The following is a 14,757-nucleotide window of genomic DNA, read 5'->3' as shown; positions in this document are numbered from 1 at the left end:
AGATCCCCTCGGCTACGTAAGCAACCGCTGACGCTAGCCGGGCAGCGGTGGGCTTGCCAAGTGACCTTCTTCACAGGGTGCGACCGCGTGCCTCGACGGCGTCGCCCCACTGGCCGAAAATAGGCGGTCCCCGCCGTTCCGGACCGAGCATGAAGAGCAAGCAGGAAATCGTCGACAACTGGCTGCCGCGCTATACCGGCGTGCCCCTGGACCAGTTCGGCCCGCACGTCCTGCTGACCAACTTCGGCGGCTACCTGCACACCTTCTCCGAACTGACCGGTGCGCCCATCGTCGGCCTGGACCGGCCCATGGCCAGCGCCACCAGCGATGGCATCACGATGATCAACTTCGGCATGGGCAGCCCCAATGCCGCGATCATCATGGACCTGCTGTCGGCGGTGATGCCCAAGGCGGTATTGTTCCTGGGCAAGTGCGGGGGCCTGAAGCGCAAGAACCAGCTGGGCGACCTGGTGCTGCCGATCGCCGCGATCCGTGGTGAAGGCACTTCGGGCGACTATCTGCCACCGGAAGTACCGGCACTGCCGGCCTTCGCCCTGCAGCGCGCGGTCTCGACCATGATCCGCGATCTGGGGCACGACTACTGGACCGGTACCGTCTACACCACCAACCGGCGGGTCTGGGAACACGACGAGGCATTCAAGGAACGGCTGCGCGCGATGCGCTGCATGGCCATCGACATGGAAACGGCCACGGTGTTCGCCGCCGGCTTCGCCAACCACATCCCCAGCGGCGCCCTGCTGCTGGTTTCGGACCAGCCGATGATTCCCGACGGGGTCAAGACCGAAGCCTCCGATGCCAAGGTCAGCTCCCAGTTCGTGGAAAACCATATCCAGATCGGCATCGAGGCGCTTAAGCTTATCCGGCGCAACGGCAAGTCGGTCCGCCATCTGCGCTTCGACGAATGATGATGAGGGCCGGGCGCGGGACGTCCGGGCCCGGGAGTAGGTAATGGACGTTGCCGCGCAGGTGGTGGAATTCTGGAAGGAGGCGGGCCCTGCGAAGTGGTTCGCCCGCGACGATGCGTTCGACGCGCAGTTCCGCCGATTGTTCCTCGATGAGCATTTCGCTGCGGCCGCGCGTGCGCGCGAACACTGGCTGGGCAGCGCCGAGGGTGCGCTGGCCCTGATGCTGCTGTTGGACCAGTTCCCGCGCAACTGCTTCCGTGGCACCGCCCACTCCTACGCCACCGATGGGCTGGCCCGGCACTACGCCATGCGTGCCATCGAGGAAGGCTTGGACCTGCAGCTGGTTCCGAAGCTGCGGGCCTTCATCTACCTGCCGTTCGAGCATTCCGAGGATCCGCTGGACCAGGACCGTTCGGTGGCCATGTTCGACGCGCTGGGTGACAAGGAATACCTGCAGTACGCCGACCTGCATCGCGACATCATCCGCCGTTTTGGCCGCTTCCCGCACCGCAACGCCGTGCTGGGCCGCATTCCCACGCCGGAGGAACTGGACTACCTGGCCGAAGGCGGGTTTGCCGGCTGACCGGGCGGCGCCAGCCACGCGCGCGGCAGGCAGGAAACGGAAAACGCCGGCGTCCGCCGGCGTTTTCCTGTTCCGCGCTGCAGCCGATCAGTACTTCGGCACGCCGTTGTCCACCTCTTCGGACCAGGCGTTGATGCCGCCGGTGATGTTGAAGACCTTGGTGAAGCCAAGCGCGCGGAACTGCTCGGCAGCCTGCGCACTGCGACCACCGTGGTGGCACAGGAAGGCCAGTGCGGTGTCCTTCGGCAGTGCTTCCAGCTCGGCGCGGCCGTTGCCGTCGAACACCTTGAACGGCACGCCGACGGCGGCGATGGCGCGCTCGTCAGCCGGGCGCACGTCCACCAGGATCGCGTTGCCGGCGCGCACCAGGTCGTCGGCGTCGCGCACGCTGATTTCCTGCACCGGCTTGGGCGCATTCGGGTTGTCGATGGCCAGGCCCTTGCCGCGGATGTCGTCCACCCAGTCGATGGTGATGCCTTCGGCACGGCGCGCGCTGGCCAGGTCGAACTGCACGCGCAGTCCATTGGATTCGGCGGCGATCGCAGCCTCGTCATGCGGAGCGAGCTGGAAGTTGGGCTGGAAGCCTGCATCGATGCTCAGCTGCAGGGCGGCGCCCGGGGCGTCGGCCAGCGCGCCCTTGAGCATCTCCACCGCGGCCGGGGTGACGGTGATGCGCGGCGGGGTGCGGTCCGGCGCGGGCAGGCCCAGCACGCTGCTCAGTTCGCCGCTGGCGGCCATCTGCAGCACGATGTCGCTGCCACCGACCAGTTCGCCGTCGATGTACAGCTGCGGGATGGTCGGCCAGTCGCCGTAGGCCTTGATGCCTTCACGGATTTCCTGGTCGGCCAGCACGTTGACGTGAGCGAACTCGACGCCCAGGTCCTGCAGCGCGCCCACGGCCTTGGCCGAGAAGCCGCACTGCGGCATCGACGGCTGGCCCTTCATGAACAGCACGACGCGGTTGGCGTTGAGGAGGGATTCGATGCGCGAACGCAGGGCAGGATCGAGAGACATGGGAAGTCGGGGGTCCAGTAATTCGAATCTTCGATTCTACCCCTCATGGCATCATGGGGTATGAGCAGCGCAGGAACATTGCATCGCATTCCGCCCCGGCCATGGCGCTGGCTGCCCTGGCTGGTGGCGTCGCAGTTGGCGGTGATCCTGGCCTGGGTGCTGGCGGGATGGCACTGGGGTCTGCCGCTGATGGTGGCCAGCCACGCGTTGTTCATCGTGCCGGTGTTCCTGCCCAACAGCCGCTTCTACACGCCGGTGCTGAGCCGCCTGGCGCAGGCGGACGACGCGGTCTGGCTGACCATCGATGACGGTCCCGGTGCGGACACGCTGGCCGTGCTTGATCTGCTGGATCGGCATCAGGCGCGGGCGACATTCTTCCTGGTGGGCGAGCGGGCGCTGGCCCAGCCGGCGCTGGTGGCCGAGATCCTGCGCCGCGGGCACGATCTGGGCAACCACAGCTTCAGCCATCCGCAGGCGCGCTTCTGGCGGCTGGGACCGAAGGCGATGCGTGCGGAGATCGAAGGCTGCCAGCATGCGCTGCAGGCATTGTCGGGCACGCCGGTGCGCTGGTACCGGTCGGTGGTGGGCATGACCAATCCGTTCGTGGGCCCGGTGCTGCGCCGCCTGGGCCTGGTGCGGGTGGGATGGAGCGCCCGCGGCTTCGATGGTGTCGGCTGTACGCCCGAGCGCGTGCTGGAGCGCCTGCTGCCGGATCTTCGCCCGGGCGCCATCGTGCTGCTGCATGAGGGGGCCGCCCATGGCCACAACCTGGTAATCATCGAACGCGTGCTGCAGGCACTGCATCAGCGTGGATTGAAGGCAACGCTGCCTTCGGTATAGCGCAGCGGCACGCACGGAATCCGCCGGGCACGGCCCGGCGCTACCAGGGGAATGGGCAGGCATCCGGTAGCGCCGGGCCACGCCCGGCGTCACCCAGGCCGTTCGGCCACCACCAGCCAGCTGTTGAACGGTGTGCGCCCGTGCAGCGGCCGTGGTGCGGCGACGCGCAATCCCGCTTCGCTCAGTGTCGCCAGCAGGGTCTTCGGCTGGGGATAGTGCCGCGGGCGGGTACCCATCCAGCCCACCAGCCAGGCAAGGCGGTCCGCGACCCGCGTGGTGCGGTCCCGGCCATCACCGGTCGCCAGCGGCGTGCGCAGCAGCAGCCGTCCTCCGGGGGACACCCGCGCGCTTGCGGCACGCAGCAGCGTCTGCTGCGGTCCGGCATCCAGGTACTGCACTACGTCCAGCAGCAGTACATGGCCGACGTGCGACGGCAGCGCAGCCTGCACATCCAGGCATTCGAAGCGCACGGCCGGCAGGCCTTCACCGGCTTGCCGCGCCCGCTCGATCTTGGCGGCGTCCACGTCCACCCCGAGATAGGGCTGGCCGCGCCCGCGCTGGCGCAGCACATGCGCGAACAGGCCCAGTCCGCAACCCAGGTCCAGCACCGGCTGGCCATCCTCGGGCAGCTGTTGCAGCACGCCGTCGTACAACGGATCGCTGCCGAGCTTGCCGCGGGTGTAGTAATAGTCGCGGCGGCTGCCCCAGGCCTGTGCAGGTCGGAACGCCTCGGCGATCGCGCGGGCCTGCGGGGAGGTCAGCGGGGAGCAGGGCAGGGGCGTGCCATTCCGTGGCGTGCCGTCCATCGGGTCAGCCGGCGTCGCCTAGCCGGCGCAGGGCGACCGGCAAGGCACGCTCGCTCCACAATGCATACATGCGCGCGGAGGGGTGCAGACCGTCTTCGGCGATCATCGCCGGGTCGTGACCGTGGACGCGGCTGATGTCGGTGATGTCGACGAAGTCGACGCCGAGGCCACTGCAGACCTGCTCCGCAGCCGCGTTGAACGCGTCGGTTTCGATGCCGATGCGGCCACGGTGTCGGCCGCTGCTGGCGCCGAACGGCGTCACGCCCCAATCGGGAAACGACAGCACCAGCACCCGATCGGTACGGCCGCCGGCAAAACCGATCGCGCGCTGCAGCAGGGCCTGGAACTGCGTGCGGTATTCGTCGAGCGGGCGGCCGCGGTACTGGTTGTTGACCCCGATCAGCAGGCTGACGAAGTCGAACGGCCCCTGCGGGGCGGCCTCGTCGATGCCGGCATCGAGCTCGTCCGTGGTCCAGCCGGTGGTGGCGATGGTCTGCGGATCGGCCAGCGCGACGCCCTGTGCGCGCATCGCGGCGGCCAGCTGATGGGGCCAGCGGCCTTCGACCGCGACGGCCTCACCGATGGTGTAGGAGTCGCCCAGCGCCAGATAGGACAAGCCCACGACTCAGGCCACCGAACGGCGTGGCTTGATCGGTACGACCTTGGTTGAATCCTCGGCGCGGCGGGCCAGCACGCGGTCGATGCGGGCGAACACATCGCGCATCACCGAGGCCTCCGGCAGCAGGGTTACGCGGAAGTGGTTGCGGTAGGGCACGTTGAAGCTGGAACCGGGCACCACCAGCACGCCCTCGTTGTCCATCAGGTCCAGGGCGAAGGTGTGATCGTCGAAGCCCTTGGCGGCAGCGCCGACCACCGCCGGGAAGGCATACAGCGCGCCGGCGGGGGCCACCAGCGACAGATGCTCGCTGGCCTCGCAGGCTTCGATCACCGCGCGGCGGGTTTCGTACAGGCGCCCGCCCGGGGCACACAGTGCCGAAATGGTGTCGGGCCCGTTCACCGCAGCCTCGATGGCGTACTGGCCGGGCACATTGGCGCACAGGCGCAGCGCGCTGAGCAGGTCCATCGCCGCGCGGAAGTCGCCCAGGCGTGCGTCATCGCCGCTGAGGTGCGCCCAACCCACGCGCCAGCCGCAGGCGCGATGCACCTTGCTCAGCCCGCTGAAGGTCAGGCACGGATGGTCGCCCGCCAGCGGTGCGACCGGCTGGAACACCGCCTCGTCATACAGGATCTGGTCGTAGATCTCGTCGACCAGCAGCAGCAGGTTGTGCCGGCGCGCGATGTCCACCACGCGTTCAAGCAGTTCGCGCGGGTAGCTGGCGCCACTGGGATTGTTCGGATTGATCAGCACGATCGCGCGGGTGCGCGAGGACACCAGGGTCTCGATCTCGCTCGGGTCCGGCTGGAAGCCGTTCTCGGCGGCGCAACGGTAGTACACCGGCCGGCCGTCGTTGAGGATGGTGGAGGCCGACCACAACGGGTAGTCCGGGGACGGCACCAGCACTTCATCGCCGGGGTTGAGCAGCGCACGCAGCGACAGGTCGATCAGTTCGCTGACGCCGTTGCCGACGAACACACGGTCCGGGTGCGCGTCGGGAGCGCCGCGACGGGTGTAGTAGGCAGCGATCGCCTCGCGCGCCACCGGCAGGCCCTGCTGGTGGGTATAGGGATCGGTGCGACCCATGTCGTCGGCGATCGCGCGCTGCAGGTGTTCCGGGGCGCGGAAGCCGAAATTGCCGGGGTTGCCGATGTTGAGCTTGATCAGCTTGCGGCCCTGCGCCTCCAGCTCCCGGGCTCGCCGGGCCAGTTCTCCGCGGATTTCGTAGCGCACTTCGGAAAGGCGCTCGCGGGTGGCCAGGGGCTTGGGCGCGGAGGTTGACATGGTCGGTGAGCCGTCGGATGGCATGGAGGTTCCATGGTAGCGGAATTGCTGCACTGCATGGCAAGGCCCCCAGGGCCCGCCGCTGCTGGGCTGGAGCGGCGTTGGCACGGGTAGAATGGAGGCGATGACCCAGACCCCCGATTTCACCGCCCTGCAGACCATCGGCTGGCCCTGGCCGGGCCCGGCGCAGCAGGCCGACTGGCAGGCCATGATGGCCGAGCACCCGCAGGCCCGCCCGGCCCGGGTGATCGAGCAGCACCGTACGCACTATGTCGTGGCCGACGCCCCGGACGCTGCGATCAAGGCCGAATCGCTGCCGGAATGGCAGCGGCCACGCTTTCCCAGCCATGAGCGGCCGGCGGTCGGCGACTGGGTGCTGCTCGACGGCATCCGCATCGTGGCGCTGCTGCCACGTCGCACCGCGATCAAGCGCGGCGCCGCCGGCGAGCATTATCACCAGCAGGTGATCGCGGCCAACATCGATACGGTGTTCATCGTCTGCGGGCTGGATGCGGACTTCAATCCGCGGCGTATCGAGCGCTACCTGCTGCTGGTGGGCGGCGGTGGTGCCGAACCGGTGGTGGTGCTGACCAAGGCCGACCAGACCGAATACAGCGAAGACGCGCTGGCGGTGCTGGAAGAACTGGAAATGCAGGGGATCGCCCTGCATGCCATCAATGGCCTGGATGCTGGCAGCGTGGCTGTGCTGCAGCCGTGGTTGGGCCCGGGCCGCACCGTGGTGCTGGTGGGCTCCTCCGGCGCCGGCAAATCCACGCTGACCAACACGCTGCTCGGCGAGCAGCGGATGAAGACCAATGCGGTGCGCGCCAACGACTCGCGCGGGCGTCATACCACCACCCATCGTGCGCTGATGCCGTTGCCGACCGGTGCCTGCCTGATCGACACGCCCGGCATGCGCGAGCTCAAGCCGACCGGCGAGGAGACGCTGGCCGAAGGGGGCTTCGCCGATATCGAAGCACTGGCCGAACAGTGCCGCTTCCGCGACTGCTCGCATCACCAGGAGCCCGGTTGTGCGGTACGGGCGGCCATCGACGCGGGTGAGATCGAGGAAAGCCGGCTGCTGAACTACTTCAAGTTGAAGGAAGAAGTGGCGGCTGCGGCCGCCAAGCTGGCCGTGCGCCAGGCCGAGACCGCGCAGGAACGAGGTGGCAGGAAAGGCAAGGGCCAGCAGTTCCGTCCGGCAGGAAAGCCGCGACGTCGTTGATGAGGCAGCCGGCCACGGGCGCGGCTGCATGGAGATTCATCCCGGGATGCCGGGGTAACGCCCTCGCTGATGCCGGGGCCCGCGGTGGACAGCGCACGGCCTGGCAGGGCGCTATAGTCCGCGCATGGAAACGACCGCCGTGCTGGATCGCGAGGTGGCCCACCATGCGGCGCTCGATGCGCGGCTGGTCGAGGCCGTGGGTGGCATCCGCCTGCTGGGCCTGACCAGCTGGCCGGCGACGGTGCAGGCACCGTTCCTGGACAGCGTCGCGCGCGGGCAACCGCAGTTGCCGAAGGTGGACTACCCGAAGCTGGATTTCAGCGAGGAACGCCGCACCTTGGCAGCCATCGCCGCCGACTGCGACGCGGGGCATCCCTTGGGTCACTACGTGCAGCAGTCCGCGCACAGCTGGGACCTGGCCGCACGCCTGCTGGAGGGCCTGGGTACCGCAGCGGTGGACACCTGTTCGGTGCAGCTGTTCGGCGCTCCCGAACAGCCCTTGCCGGGCAATGGCCCGAGCACGCGCGATGCAGCGCGCCATTTCATCCAGATCGCGGCCGAGCTGGACCATGAACTGCTGGCGCCGGAAGAACAGGTGCCGGTGTCTGCGATCGCGCTGCAACTGCAGCTGCAGAACGATCTGGATGCCTTCTTCGAATCGCGGATCATCCAGGTGCAGCTGGACCCGGAACTGGTGTCCAAGGCGGCCGCCGGGCCGACGCGGATCCGCCTGCGTACCAGTGCGCGCTTCAGCGCCTACGATCGTGCACAGCTGTTCCATCACGAAGCGCTGGTGCATTCGCTGACCGCGTTGAATGGCCGGGAGCAGCCGGTGCTGCCCAGCCTGGCTTTGTCCTCACCCCGGGTGACGGCTACCCAGGAAGGGTTGGCCACGTTTGCCGAGCAGATCACCGGCAGCATCGACATCGAGCGCCTGAAGCGGATCAGCCTGCGTACCGAGGCCATCGCGATGGCCCGCGAGGGCGCCGACTTCATCGAGGTGTTCCGCTACTTCTGCGATGCCGGGCAGAACCCGGAAGAGAGCTTCGCATCGGCCCAGCGCGTGTTCCGCGGAGTGCCCCCCGGCGGCGGGCTGGCCTTCACCAAGGACACCGTGTACCTGCGCGGGCTGGTATCGGTGCACACCTTCTTCCGCCACATGCTGGCCGAGGATCGCCTGCAGGTCTGCCGGTGGCTGTTCGCGGGCAAGATGAGCCTGCAGGACGCCATCGCGTTCGCGCCGTTGTTCCAGGCCGGGGTGCTGAAGCCACCGCGCTGGCTGCCGCACTGGGTCAGCCGGGCCAATGGCCTGGCCGGCATGCTGGCATTTTCGCTGTTTGCCAACCGGATACGGATGGACCAGCTGGCGCCGGAATGACATGCGTTGGCGGATCCTGCATGGGCCTGCCTACCCGCGCCATGCAGGAACACTCGATGCGCCGCAGCGCCCGCTTCTGACTTAGAACTCTGCCGCCACCGTCATGAACACCTGCCGCGGTGCGCTGGCGTGGATCGCGTAGCGCTTGCCTTCCGGGTCGGTCGGCGCGAACGAGCTCAGCTGGCCGGCGTAGCGCTTGTTGGTCAGATTGGTCGCGTTCAACGAGACCCGCACGTTGCGCAGTCCCAGCCCAGGGCCGAAGTCATAGCCGGCACCCGCATCGAAGGTGGTCACGCCCGGCACCGACTGATCGTTGGTGTAGGTGTAATAACGCTTGCCGGTGTACTTGGCACGCAGGCTGGCGAAGAAGCCATCGCGGTTCCAGCTGATTTCGCTGGAGGCCATGCGCTGCGGCGTGTCCACCGTGATCTTGCCGGCCACCGGCACCACCGCGCCGCCGGAGATGTAGTCATCTTCGTAGGTGGTCTTGTTCCAGGACAGCGCGTTGTACCACTGCAGGCCATCGACCGGCTTGAGGATGAAGGTCAGTTCCGCGCCGTGGCTCTTCACCGAGCCGACGTTGATGAAGCGTGTCACGCACTCCGGTCGGGTGCCCACTTCGATGCTGGAGCACGGGTTCAGTGACAGCAGGCGGTTGTCGAACGTGACGTTGTAGGCGGCGATCGAGGCCTGGTACTTCTCGCCGAACGTGCGGAAACCGGCCTCCAGGCTCTTCGACTTTTCCGGTTCCAGGTCGGCGCTGGCAGCGAACGATTCCGGTGCCACCTGCAACGGGCCGCCACTGCCACCACCGACGAAGGCGGCGATGTTCTCGGCGTACGAGGCGAACAGCTCGTTGTTGGCGTTGAGCTTGAAGCCCACGCCCAGCTGCGGCAGCACCGACTCCTTGGCCGTCAGCGTGCCGGACGCCAGGCGGGTTTCCACGCCCGGGCGGGCCGTGGCACGCATGCGGGTGTTCGGGCTCTTGATGCCGACATCAACGGTCAGGCGCTGGTCGAGGAAGCGCATGCGGTCCTGCACGTAGAACTGCTGCGTGCGGATGTCGTAGTCCTGGTTGAACAGCAGGCGGTCCGGATTCTTCAGGTACAGGTCGTCCAGGAACGGACCGCTGATGTAGTAGAAATTGCGCGACACGTTGTGGTCGTTCTGCTCGTACCACAGGCCGGCTTCCAGCTCGTGGATGCCAGCCGTCCATGACAGCGCTGCGGTCACGCCGTCGCGGTTGATCGTGTAGTTGGTGCTGCGGATGGAGATCGGCAGCATCCGGTCGGTGCCGGGGTAGGACGGCTGGCCCGGCGCCCACCAGTGACCCTGGCCGCGGTTGTCATGGTGGTAGGCCAGCAGTTTCAGGCGGCCCTGCTCGCCCAGGCGAAGGTCGGCATCGATCGAGTACAGGTTGTCATCGCGCAGCGCACGGCTCTGGTAGTACGCATCGTCGATGCTGGTGACGCCGCCACTGTAGGCACACCGCGCCGGATCACGCGTAGCCGGCGCGCAGTAGGCTGCGGCCACCGCGCGGTTCCAGTCCGGCGCATAGATGTTCCAGTCCCAGCCCAGGCCCCGGGCCAGCATGTCCTTGGACAGGTAGGCGTAGTTGGCCTGGCTGGCACGCGAGGTCGCCACGAACGCGCCAAAGCGATGGTCGCCCACGTTCCACACGGCCTTGGCATTGAACTGGCGGGTGGTCTGGTTCTGATGCGGCGCGGCCCACATGTCCTGGTCCTGGTGAACGCCGGAGACATACGCAGAGAAGCCGTTGAGGTCGCCCGTATCCACGCGCAGGTAACCACGGCGCTGATTGTCGTCGCCGACGGTGACGCTGGCACGGCCGCCGAACTCGGTGGACGGATCGGACGAGAAGTACTGGATGGTGCCGCCGAGATTGCTGGTCGAGGCCACGCCGAGTGAACCGATGCCCTGCGACAGCTCGGCGCCGGCCAGGTTTTCGGCGATCAGCGCACGGGCGATGCTCAGGCCGTTGTAGTTGCCGTAGCTGTTGTCGCCCAGCGGAATGCCATCGAGGGTATAGCCCAGCCGGCTCTTGTCGAATCCGCGCAGGCTGATGGTCTGCGATTCCTCATTGGCGCCGAACGCATCGTTGGACTGCACCGAGACGCCCGGCAGCCGATCGAGGATCTTCTGGCCGCTGGTGCCTGGCGGGAGCACCTGCTTGTCGACGCTGGTGATGCGCTGCACCTGACGGGTCTCGCCTTGGCCGATCACCGAGACGGTATCCAGCGTCTGCGCGCTGGGCGCGGCATCGGTGCCGGTATCGGCGGCAGAGGCGGAAGCAGCGCTGGCAGCGGCGGAAAGCGCGATCGCTACGGCGATCGTCAGGTGTCGAGTCTGCATGGTGGTCCGTTGCATGGGGGATGGGCACCGGCGTGCGTGCGCGATGCCGCCCCACTATGCGAACGGAACATGAAAGCTTCTTTACGGAACACCCATGCGGGTACGCGCCGCCGCGTTGGCGGCGCACCCAGGGCGGCTCATTAGCCCATGTACAGCCCACCATTGACCGGATAATCGGCGCCGGTCACATACGACGCCTCGTCCGAGGCCAGCCAGGCGCACAGGCCGGCGACTTCTTCCGGACGGCCCAGGCGCCGCACCGGCACCGATGCGGCCAGGCGGTCCAGGACATCCGGGGGGAAACTGCTGATGGCCTGGCTGGCGATGTAGCCCGGCGAGAGCGTGTTGACCGTCACTCCGCGTGACGCTACTTCGGCGGCAAGCGCCCGGCTGAAGCCATGCATGGCGGCCTTGGCGGTGGCGTAGTTCACCTGGCCGATCTGCCCCTTGTGGGCGCTGACCGAACCGATGTTGATGATGCGTCCCCAGCCCCGCGTGGCCATGCCATCGACCACCTGCTTGGTCAGGTTGAAGAGCGCGTTGAGGTTGGAGGCGATCACCGCATTCCAGTCCTCTACCGTCATCTGCCGGAACAGCAGGTCGCGGCTGCCGCCGGAGTTGTTGACCAGCACGTCCACTTCACCCACTTCCGCGCGCACTTTGGCGAAGGCGGCGCTGGTCGAGGCCCAGTCGGTGGCATTGCCCTCGGAGGCAATGAAGTCAAAGCCCTGCTCGCGCTGCTCGCGCAGCCAGTTGGCCTTGCGCGGCGAGTTCGGCGCACAGCCGGCAACAACCGTATGGCCGGCGCGGGCCAGGCTCTGGCAGATGGCAGTGCCGACACTGCCCATGCCGCTGGTGACGTAAGCGATGCGAAGAGTCATTGCGGAACGCTCCTTGGTAACGGGATCAGGCGGCGAGGGGATACAGGCCGAACAGCAGGCTGCCGACCATCAACAGCAGCGAGATGGCGATGGCCCACTTCAGGGTGAATTTCTGGTGGTCGGCGAACTCGACCTTGGCCAGGCCCACCAGCAGGTAGGTGGAGGGCACCAGTGGGCTGAGCAGATGCACCGGCTGGCCGGCCAGCGAGGCGCGGGCCATTTCCACCGGCGTGATGCCGTAGTTGCCAGCGGCTTCGGACAGGATCGGCAACACGCCGAAGTAGAACGCGTCGTTGGACATGAAGAAGGTGAACGGCATCGAGGCCACGGCAGTGATCACCGCCAGATAGGGGCCCCACGAATCCGGAATCACCGCCAGGAAGCTGTGCGACATCGCCTCGACCATGCCGGTGTTGTTGAGGATGCCGGTGAAGATGCCCGCCGCGAAGATCAGCGACACCACCGACAGCACGTTGCCGGCGTGGTTGACCACGCGACGGCGCTGCTCGGCCAGGTTCGGGTAATTGATCACCAGGGCAATGGCGAAGCCGACCATGAACAGCACCGGCATCGGCAGCACGCCGACGATCAGCGCGGTCATCAGGACCAGGGTCAGCACCAGGTTCACCCACAGCAGCTTGGGCCGCTTGATGTCCTCGGCATCCTCGACCGTCGGCAGCGCATTGCTGTCGTCGGACACGCTGCTGTCCATCCAGCTGCCGCCCTTGGGCAGCGTCACCACGCCCAGCCGGCGGCGTTCCTTCAGGCCCAGGTACCACGCCAGCAGCAGCACGCCCGCGCAGGCGATCACCATCGACGGGATCAGCGGCACGAACACATCAGCAGGATCAACGTGCAGTGCGGTGGCGGCGCGTGCGGTCGGGCCGCCCCACGGAGTCAGGTTCATCACGCCACCGGCGAGGATGGTCACGCAGGTCATGTTCAGCGCGTTCATGCCCAGCCGCTGATACAGCGGCAGCATTGCCGAGACCGTGATCATGTACGTGGTCGAGCCATCGCCATCGAGCGAGATCAGCATCGCCAGCACGGCGGTGCCGAGCACGATCTTCATCGGATCGCCCTTGACAAAGCGCAGGATCACCCGCACCAGCGGATCGAACAGTCCCGCGTCGATCATCACGCCGAAGTAGAGGATGGCGAACATCAGCATCACGCCGGTCGGCGCGATCTTCTTGATGCCTTCCAGCATCATTTCGTCGATGCCGGCGCCAAAGCCACCGATCAGCGCGAACAGGATCGGGATGGTGATCAGGGCCACCAGCGGTGACAGCCGCTTGCTCATGATCAAGTACATGAATGTAATGACCATGCCAAAGCCGAGGATGCTCAGCATCATCTGCGGACTCCTTGAGAAAACAGGACGTGGGAAAGGGAGGGGCGGGTGCGGAGGGGGGCGCGGAAGAGGCTCAGAAGTCGTACTGCAGGCGGCCGGTCACGGCGCGCGTGCGGTCCACCGTGATCCCGGCCAGGCGGTCACGGTTGCGGCTTTCGATGACGTTGAGCATGAATCGCAGGTTGTCGCGCAGGTACCAGTTGCCGCCGAGCGTCCAGGCTTCGGTACTGCCGCGGCGCAGGTCGGGAGCGCCGTCGAGGTGCTGCGCGCCCCACATCCGGTCGTAGCGCAGCGCGACTTCAAAGGCACCGGCCTTGTGGCGGATGTCCTTCACCCGTGCGAAGCGGCCGGTCTTGCGGTCGTAGGCGCGGCTCTCGCCGGTAACGAACCAGCTGAGCATGCCGTAGCCGGCCATGACGTCGCCGCGCTGGGCGCCGTCATCGAAGGTCGCACCGCTGAACTCGCCCTGCCATGACAACGGGCCGCGGACCTGGGCGTACTCCAGCGACCACTTGTTGACGTCGGTATCGCGGCCTGCGGAGAAATCGACCAAGGTCAGGCGGCTCTCATCGGACAGATGGCCGGCGGGGCGCGGGCGGATGCGCAGTGCCGGCACACCGTTGGCGCCAGGGTTGTCGTACGCCTCACGGGCCAGCGACAGGCCCAGGTGCAGTACATCGCCGTCGCTGGGCGAGGGCGCCCAGGTCACGCGGCCGCCGGCGGCGCGCCCCTTCACCTGCCAGGCATCGATGCTCTCCAGGCTGTAGACGCTGGCGGCCCAGGTGAAGTCACCCGGATTGGCCTGCCACGAGGCACCCAGCCGGTACAGCGGCGCCAGCGTGGTACCGGCATTGCCGCGCTCCAGGAAGCTGCCGTAGTTGGAGCTGGTGCGGTCATCCAGCGAGAAGTACTGCTTGAACTGGCCGACCGTCAGCTTGCCGGCCTTGCCGAAGCTGCGTGCCAGGTAGACGTCCTTGGCTTCCACACGGTCGCCGGAGAAGTCGGCTTCCATCTTGTAGTCAACCACGAAGAACCTGCCCGAGACATCCAGCCAGGCGCGGCGGATCTCGGTGTCATCCTTGTTCGGCGTACCGCGGTTGTCATTGTCGAACGTGGCGAAGTCCAGGTGCAGGCGACCGCCCAGCGTGGCGGTGACCGGCCGCTCGTCATCAGCGGCAAAGGCCGGCGCGGCCAACGCAGCCAGGGCCATCATGGCGGCGGAACGCGGCCAGGCAAACGTGAATTCCACAAACCCTCCCAGGTGCGCGCCAGGCGCGCGGCAATCGTGGGCACCGGATGGTGCGCGGCCGCAGTCTGGGTCGCGCAAGCTGTCATCCGCCTGTCAGCGGTTTGTGCGTTGCAGCGTAAAAGCGGCCGCTGCGCTCGCCGGGCATGGCCCGGCGCTACCCCCGTGCAGGCTGCCCGGTAGCGCCGGTCCACGCCCGGCGGGCAGGCCGGGCGGCATGCGGTAGCATTC

13 protein-coding genes are annotated in these 14,757 nt (G+C 67.4%); 5 read left to right on the top strand and 8 right to left on the bottom strand.

Annotated features, from left to right (window positions below; translation table 11 throughout):
• Nucleotides 1–149 precede the first annotated feature (149 nt).
• Both QMZ25_RS09205 and QMZ25_RS09200 read left to right on the top strand, forming a co-directional pair.
• Complete coding sequence (locus tag QMZ25_RS09205; protein WP_053517431.1) at nucleotides 150–926, top strand: AMP nucleosidase; 777 nt, start codon at nucleotides 150–152, stop codon at nucleotides 924–926.
• A 43-nt stretch (nucleotides 927–969) separates the two neighbouring features.
• Complete coding sequence (locus tag QMZ25_RS09200) at nucleotides 970–1,509, top strand: DUF924 family protein (protein WP_111186169.1); 540 nt, start codon at nucleotides 970–972, stop codon at nucleotides 1,507–1,509.
• Nucleotides 1,510–1,596: 87 nt separating this feature from the next.
• On the opposite strand, the gene grxD is transcribed toward QMZ25_RS09200, so the two are convergent.
• Nucleotides 1,597–2,523 carry a Grx4 family monothiol glutaredoxin gene (gene grxD / locus QMZ25_RS09195; protein ID WP_053517428.1) on the bottom strand — a complete coding sequence of 309 codons (927 nt, stop codon included), beginning with the start codon at nucleotides 2,521–2,523 and terminating at the stop codon, nucleotides 1,597–1,599.
• 60 nt (nucleotides 2,524–2,583) lie between these two features.
• Between grxD and QMZ25_RS09190 the strand changes: the two genes are divergently transcribed.
• Entirely contained in the window at nucleotides 2,584–3,363 is a 780-nt protein-coding gene (locus QMZ25_RS09190; protein ID WP_283219495.1) for a polysaccharide deacetylase family protein, read from the top strand.
• Nucleotides 3,364–3,452: 89 nt separating this feature from the next.
• On the opposite strand, the gene QMZ25_RS09185 is transcribed toward QMZ25_RS09190, so the two are convergent.
• From QMZ25_RS09185 to QMZ25_RS09175, 3 genes are read right to left on the bottom strand one after another with little or no spacing between them, the layout of a single operon-like run.
• Complete coding sequence (locus QMZ25_RS09185; protein WP_053517426.1) at nucleotides 3,453–4,169, bottom strand: class I SAM-dependent methyltransferase; 717 nt, start codon at nucleotides 4,167–4,169, stop codon at nucleotides 3,453–3,455.
• 4 nt (nucleotides 4,170–4,173) lie between these two features.
• On the bottom strand, nucleotides 4,174–4,791 hold the full coding sequence (locus QMZ25_RS09180) for an SGNH/GDSL hydrolase family protein (RefSeq protein ID WP_065175127.1): 618 nt from the start codon (nucleotides 4,789–4,791) through the stop codon (nucleotides 4,174–4,176).
• A gap of 3 nt (nucleotides 4,792–4,794) precedes the next feature.
• Nucleotides 4,795–6,069, bottom strand: a complete 1,275-nt coding sequence (locus tag QMZ25_RS09175) for a pyridoxal phosphate-dependent aminotransferase (RefSeq protein ID WP_283219494.1) — start codon at nucleotides 6,067–6,069, stop codon at nucleotides 4,795–4,797.
• A gap of 115 nt (nucleotides 6,070–6,184) precedes the next feature.
• Between QMZ25_RS09175 and rsgA the strand changes: the two genes are divergently transcribed.
• The gene (gene rsgA / locus QMZ25_RS09170) at nucleotides 6,185–7,294 is read left to right on the top strand and encodes a ribosome small subunit-dependent GTPase A (protein WP_065175126.1); all 1,110 of its coding nucleotides are present in this window, start codon (nucleotides 6,185–6,187) and stop codon (nucleotides 7,292–7,294) included.
• A gap of 124 nt (nucleotides 7,295–7,418) precedes the next feature.
• Nucleotides 7,419–8,672: a flavohemoglobin expression-modulating QEGLA motif protein gene (locus tag QMZ25_RS09165; protein ID WP_065175125.1), complete on the top strand. Its 1,254-nt coding sequence runs from the start codon at nucleotides 7,419–7,421 to the stop codon at nucleotides 8,670–8,672.
• Between the two features lie 81 nt (nucleotides 8,673–8,753).
• On the opposite strand, the gene QMZ25_RS09160 is transcribed toward QMZ25_RS09165, so the two are convergent.
• From QMZ25_RS09160 to QMZ25_RS09145, 4 genes are all read right to left on the bottom strand, one after another.
• A complete protein-coding gene (locus QMZ25_RS09160; protein ID WP_283219493.1) occupies nucleotides 8,754–11,045 on the bottom strand; it encodes a TonB-dependent receptor in 2,292 nt (763 codons plus the stop codon).
• Between the two features lie 140 nt (nucleotides 11,046–11,185).
• The gene (gene phbB / locus QMZ25_RS09155; protein WP_053517420.1) at nucleotides 11,186–11,926 is read right to left on the bottom strand and encodes an acetoacetyl-CoA reductase; all 741 of its coding nucleotides are present in this window, start codon (nucleotides 11,924–11,926) and stop codon (nucleotides 11,186–11,188) included.
• Between the two features lie 25 nt (nucleotides 11,927–11,951).
• The gene (locus QMZ25_RS09150) at nucleotides 11,952–13,280 is read right to left on the bottom strand and encodes a CitMHS family transporter (RefSeq protein WP_053517450.1); all 1,329 of its coding nucleotides are present in this window, start codon (nucleotides 13,278–13,280) and stop codon (nucleotides 11,952–11,954) included.
• Nucleotides 13,281–13,353: 73 nt separating this feature from the next.
• Nucleotides 13,354–14,493 carry a porin gene (locus tag QMZ25_RS09145; RefSeq protein ID WP_065175123.1) on the bottom strand — a complete coding sequence of 380 codons (1,140 nt, stop codon included), beginning with the start codon at nucleotides 14,491–14,493 and terminating at the stop codon, nucleotides 13,354–13,356.
• Nucleotides 14,494–14,757 lie beyond the last annotated feature (264 nt).

The sequence above is a fragment of the Stenotrophomonas sp. RS-48 genome (assembly GCF_030053245.1).
In the GTDB taxonomy this organism is placed as follows: Bacteria; Pseudomonadota; Gammaproteobacteria; order Xanthomonadales; family Xanthomonadaceae; genus Stenotrophomonas; species Stenotrophomonas maltophilia_P.
The sequence above is the reverse complement of the archived record's forward strand: the minus strand, read 5'-3'. Positions and strand labels throughout refer to the sequence as shown.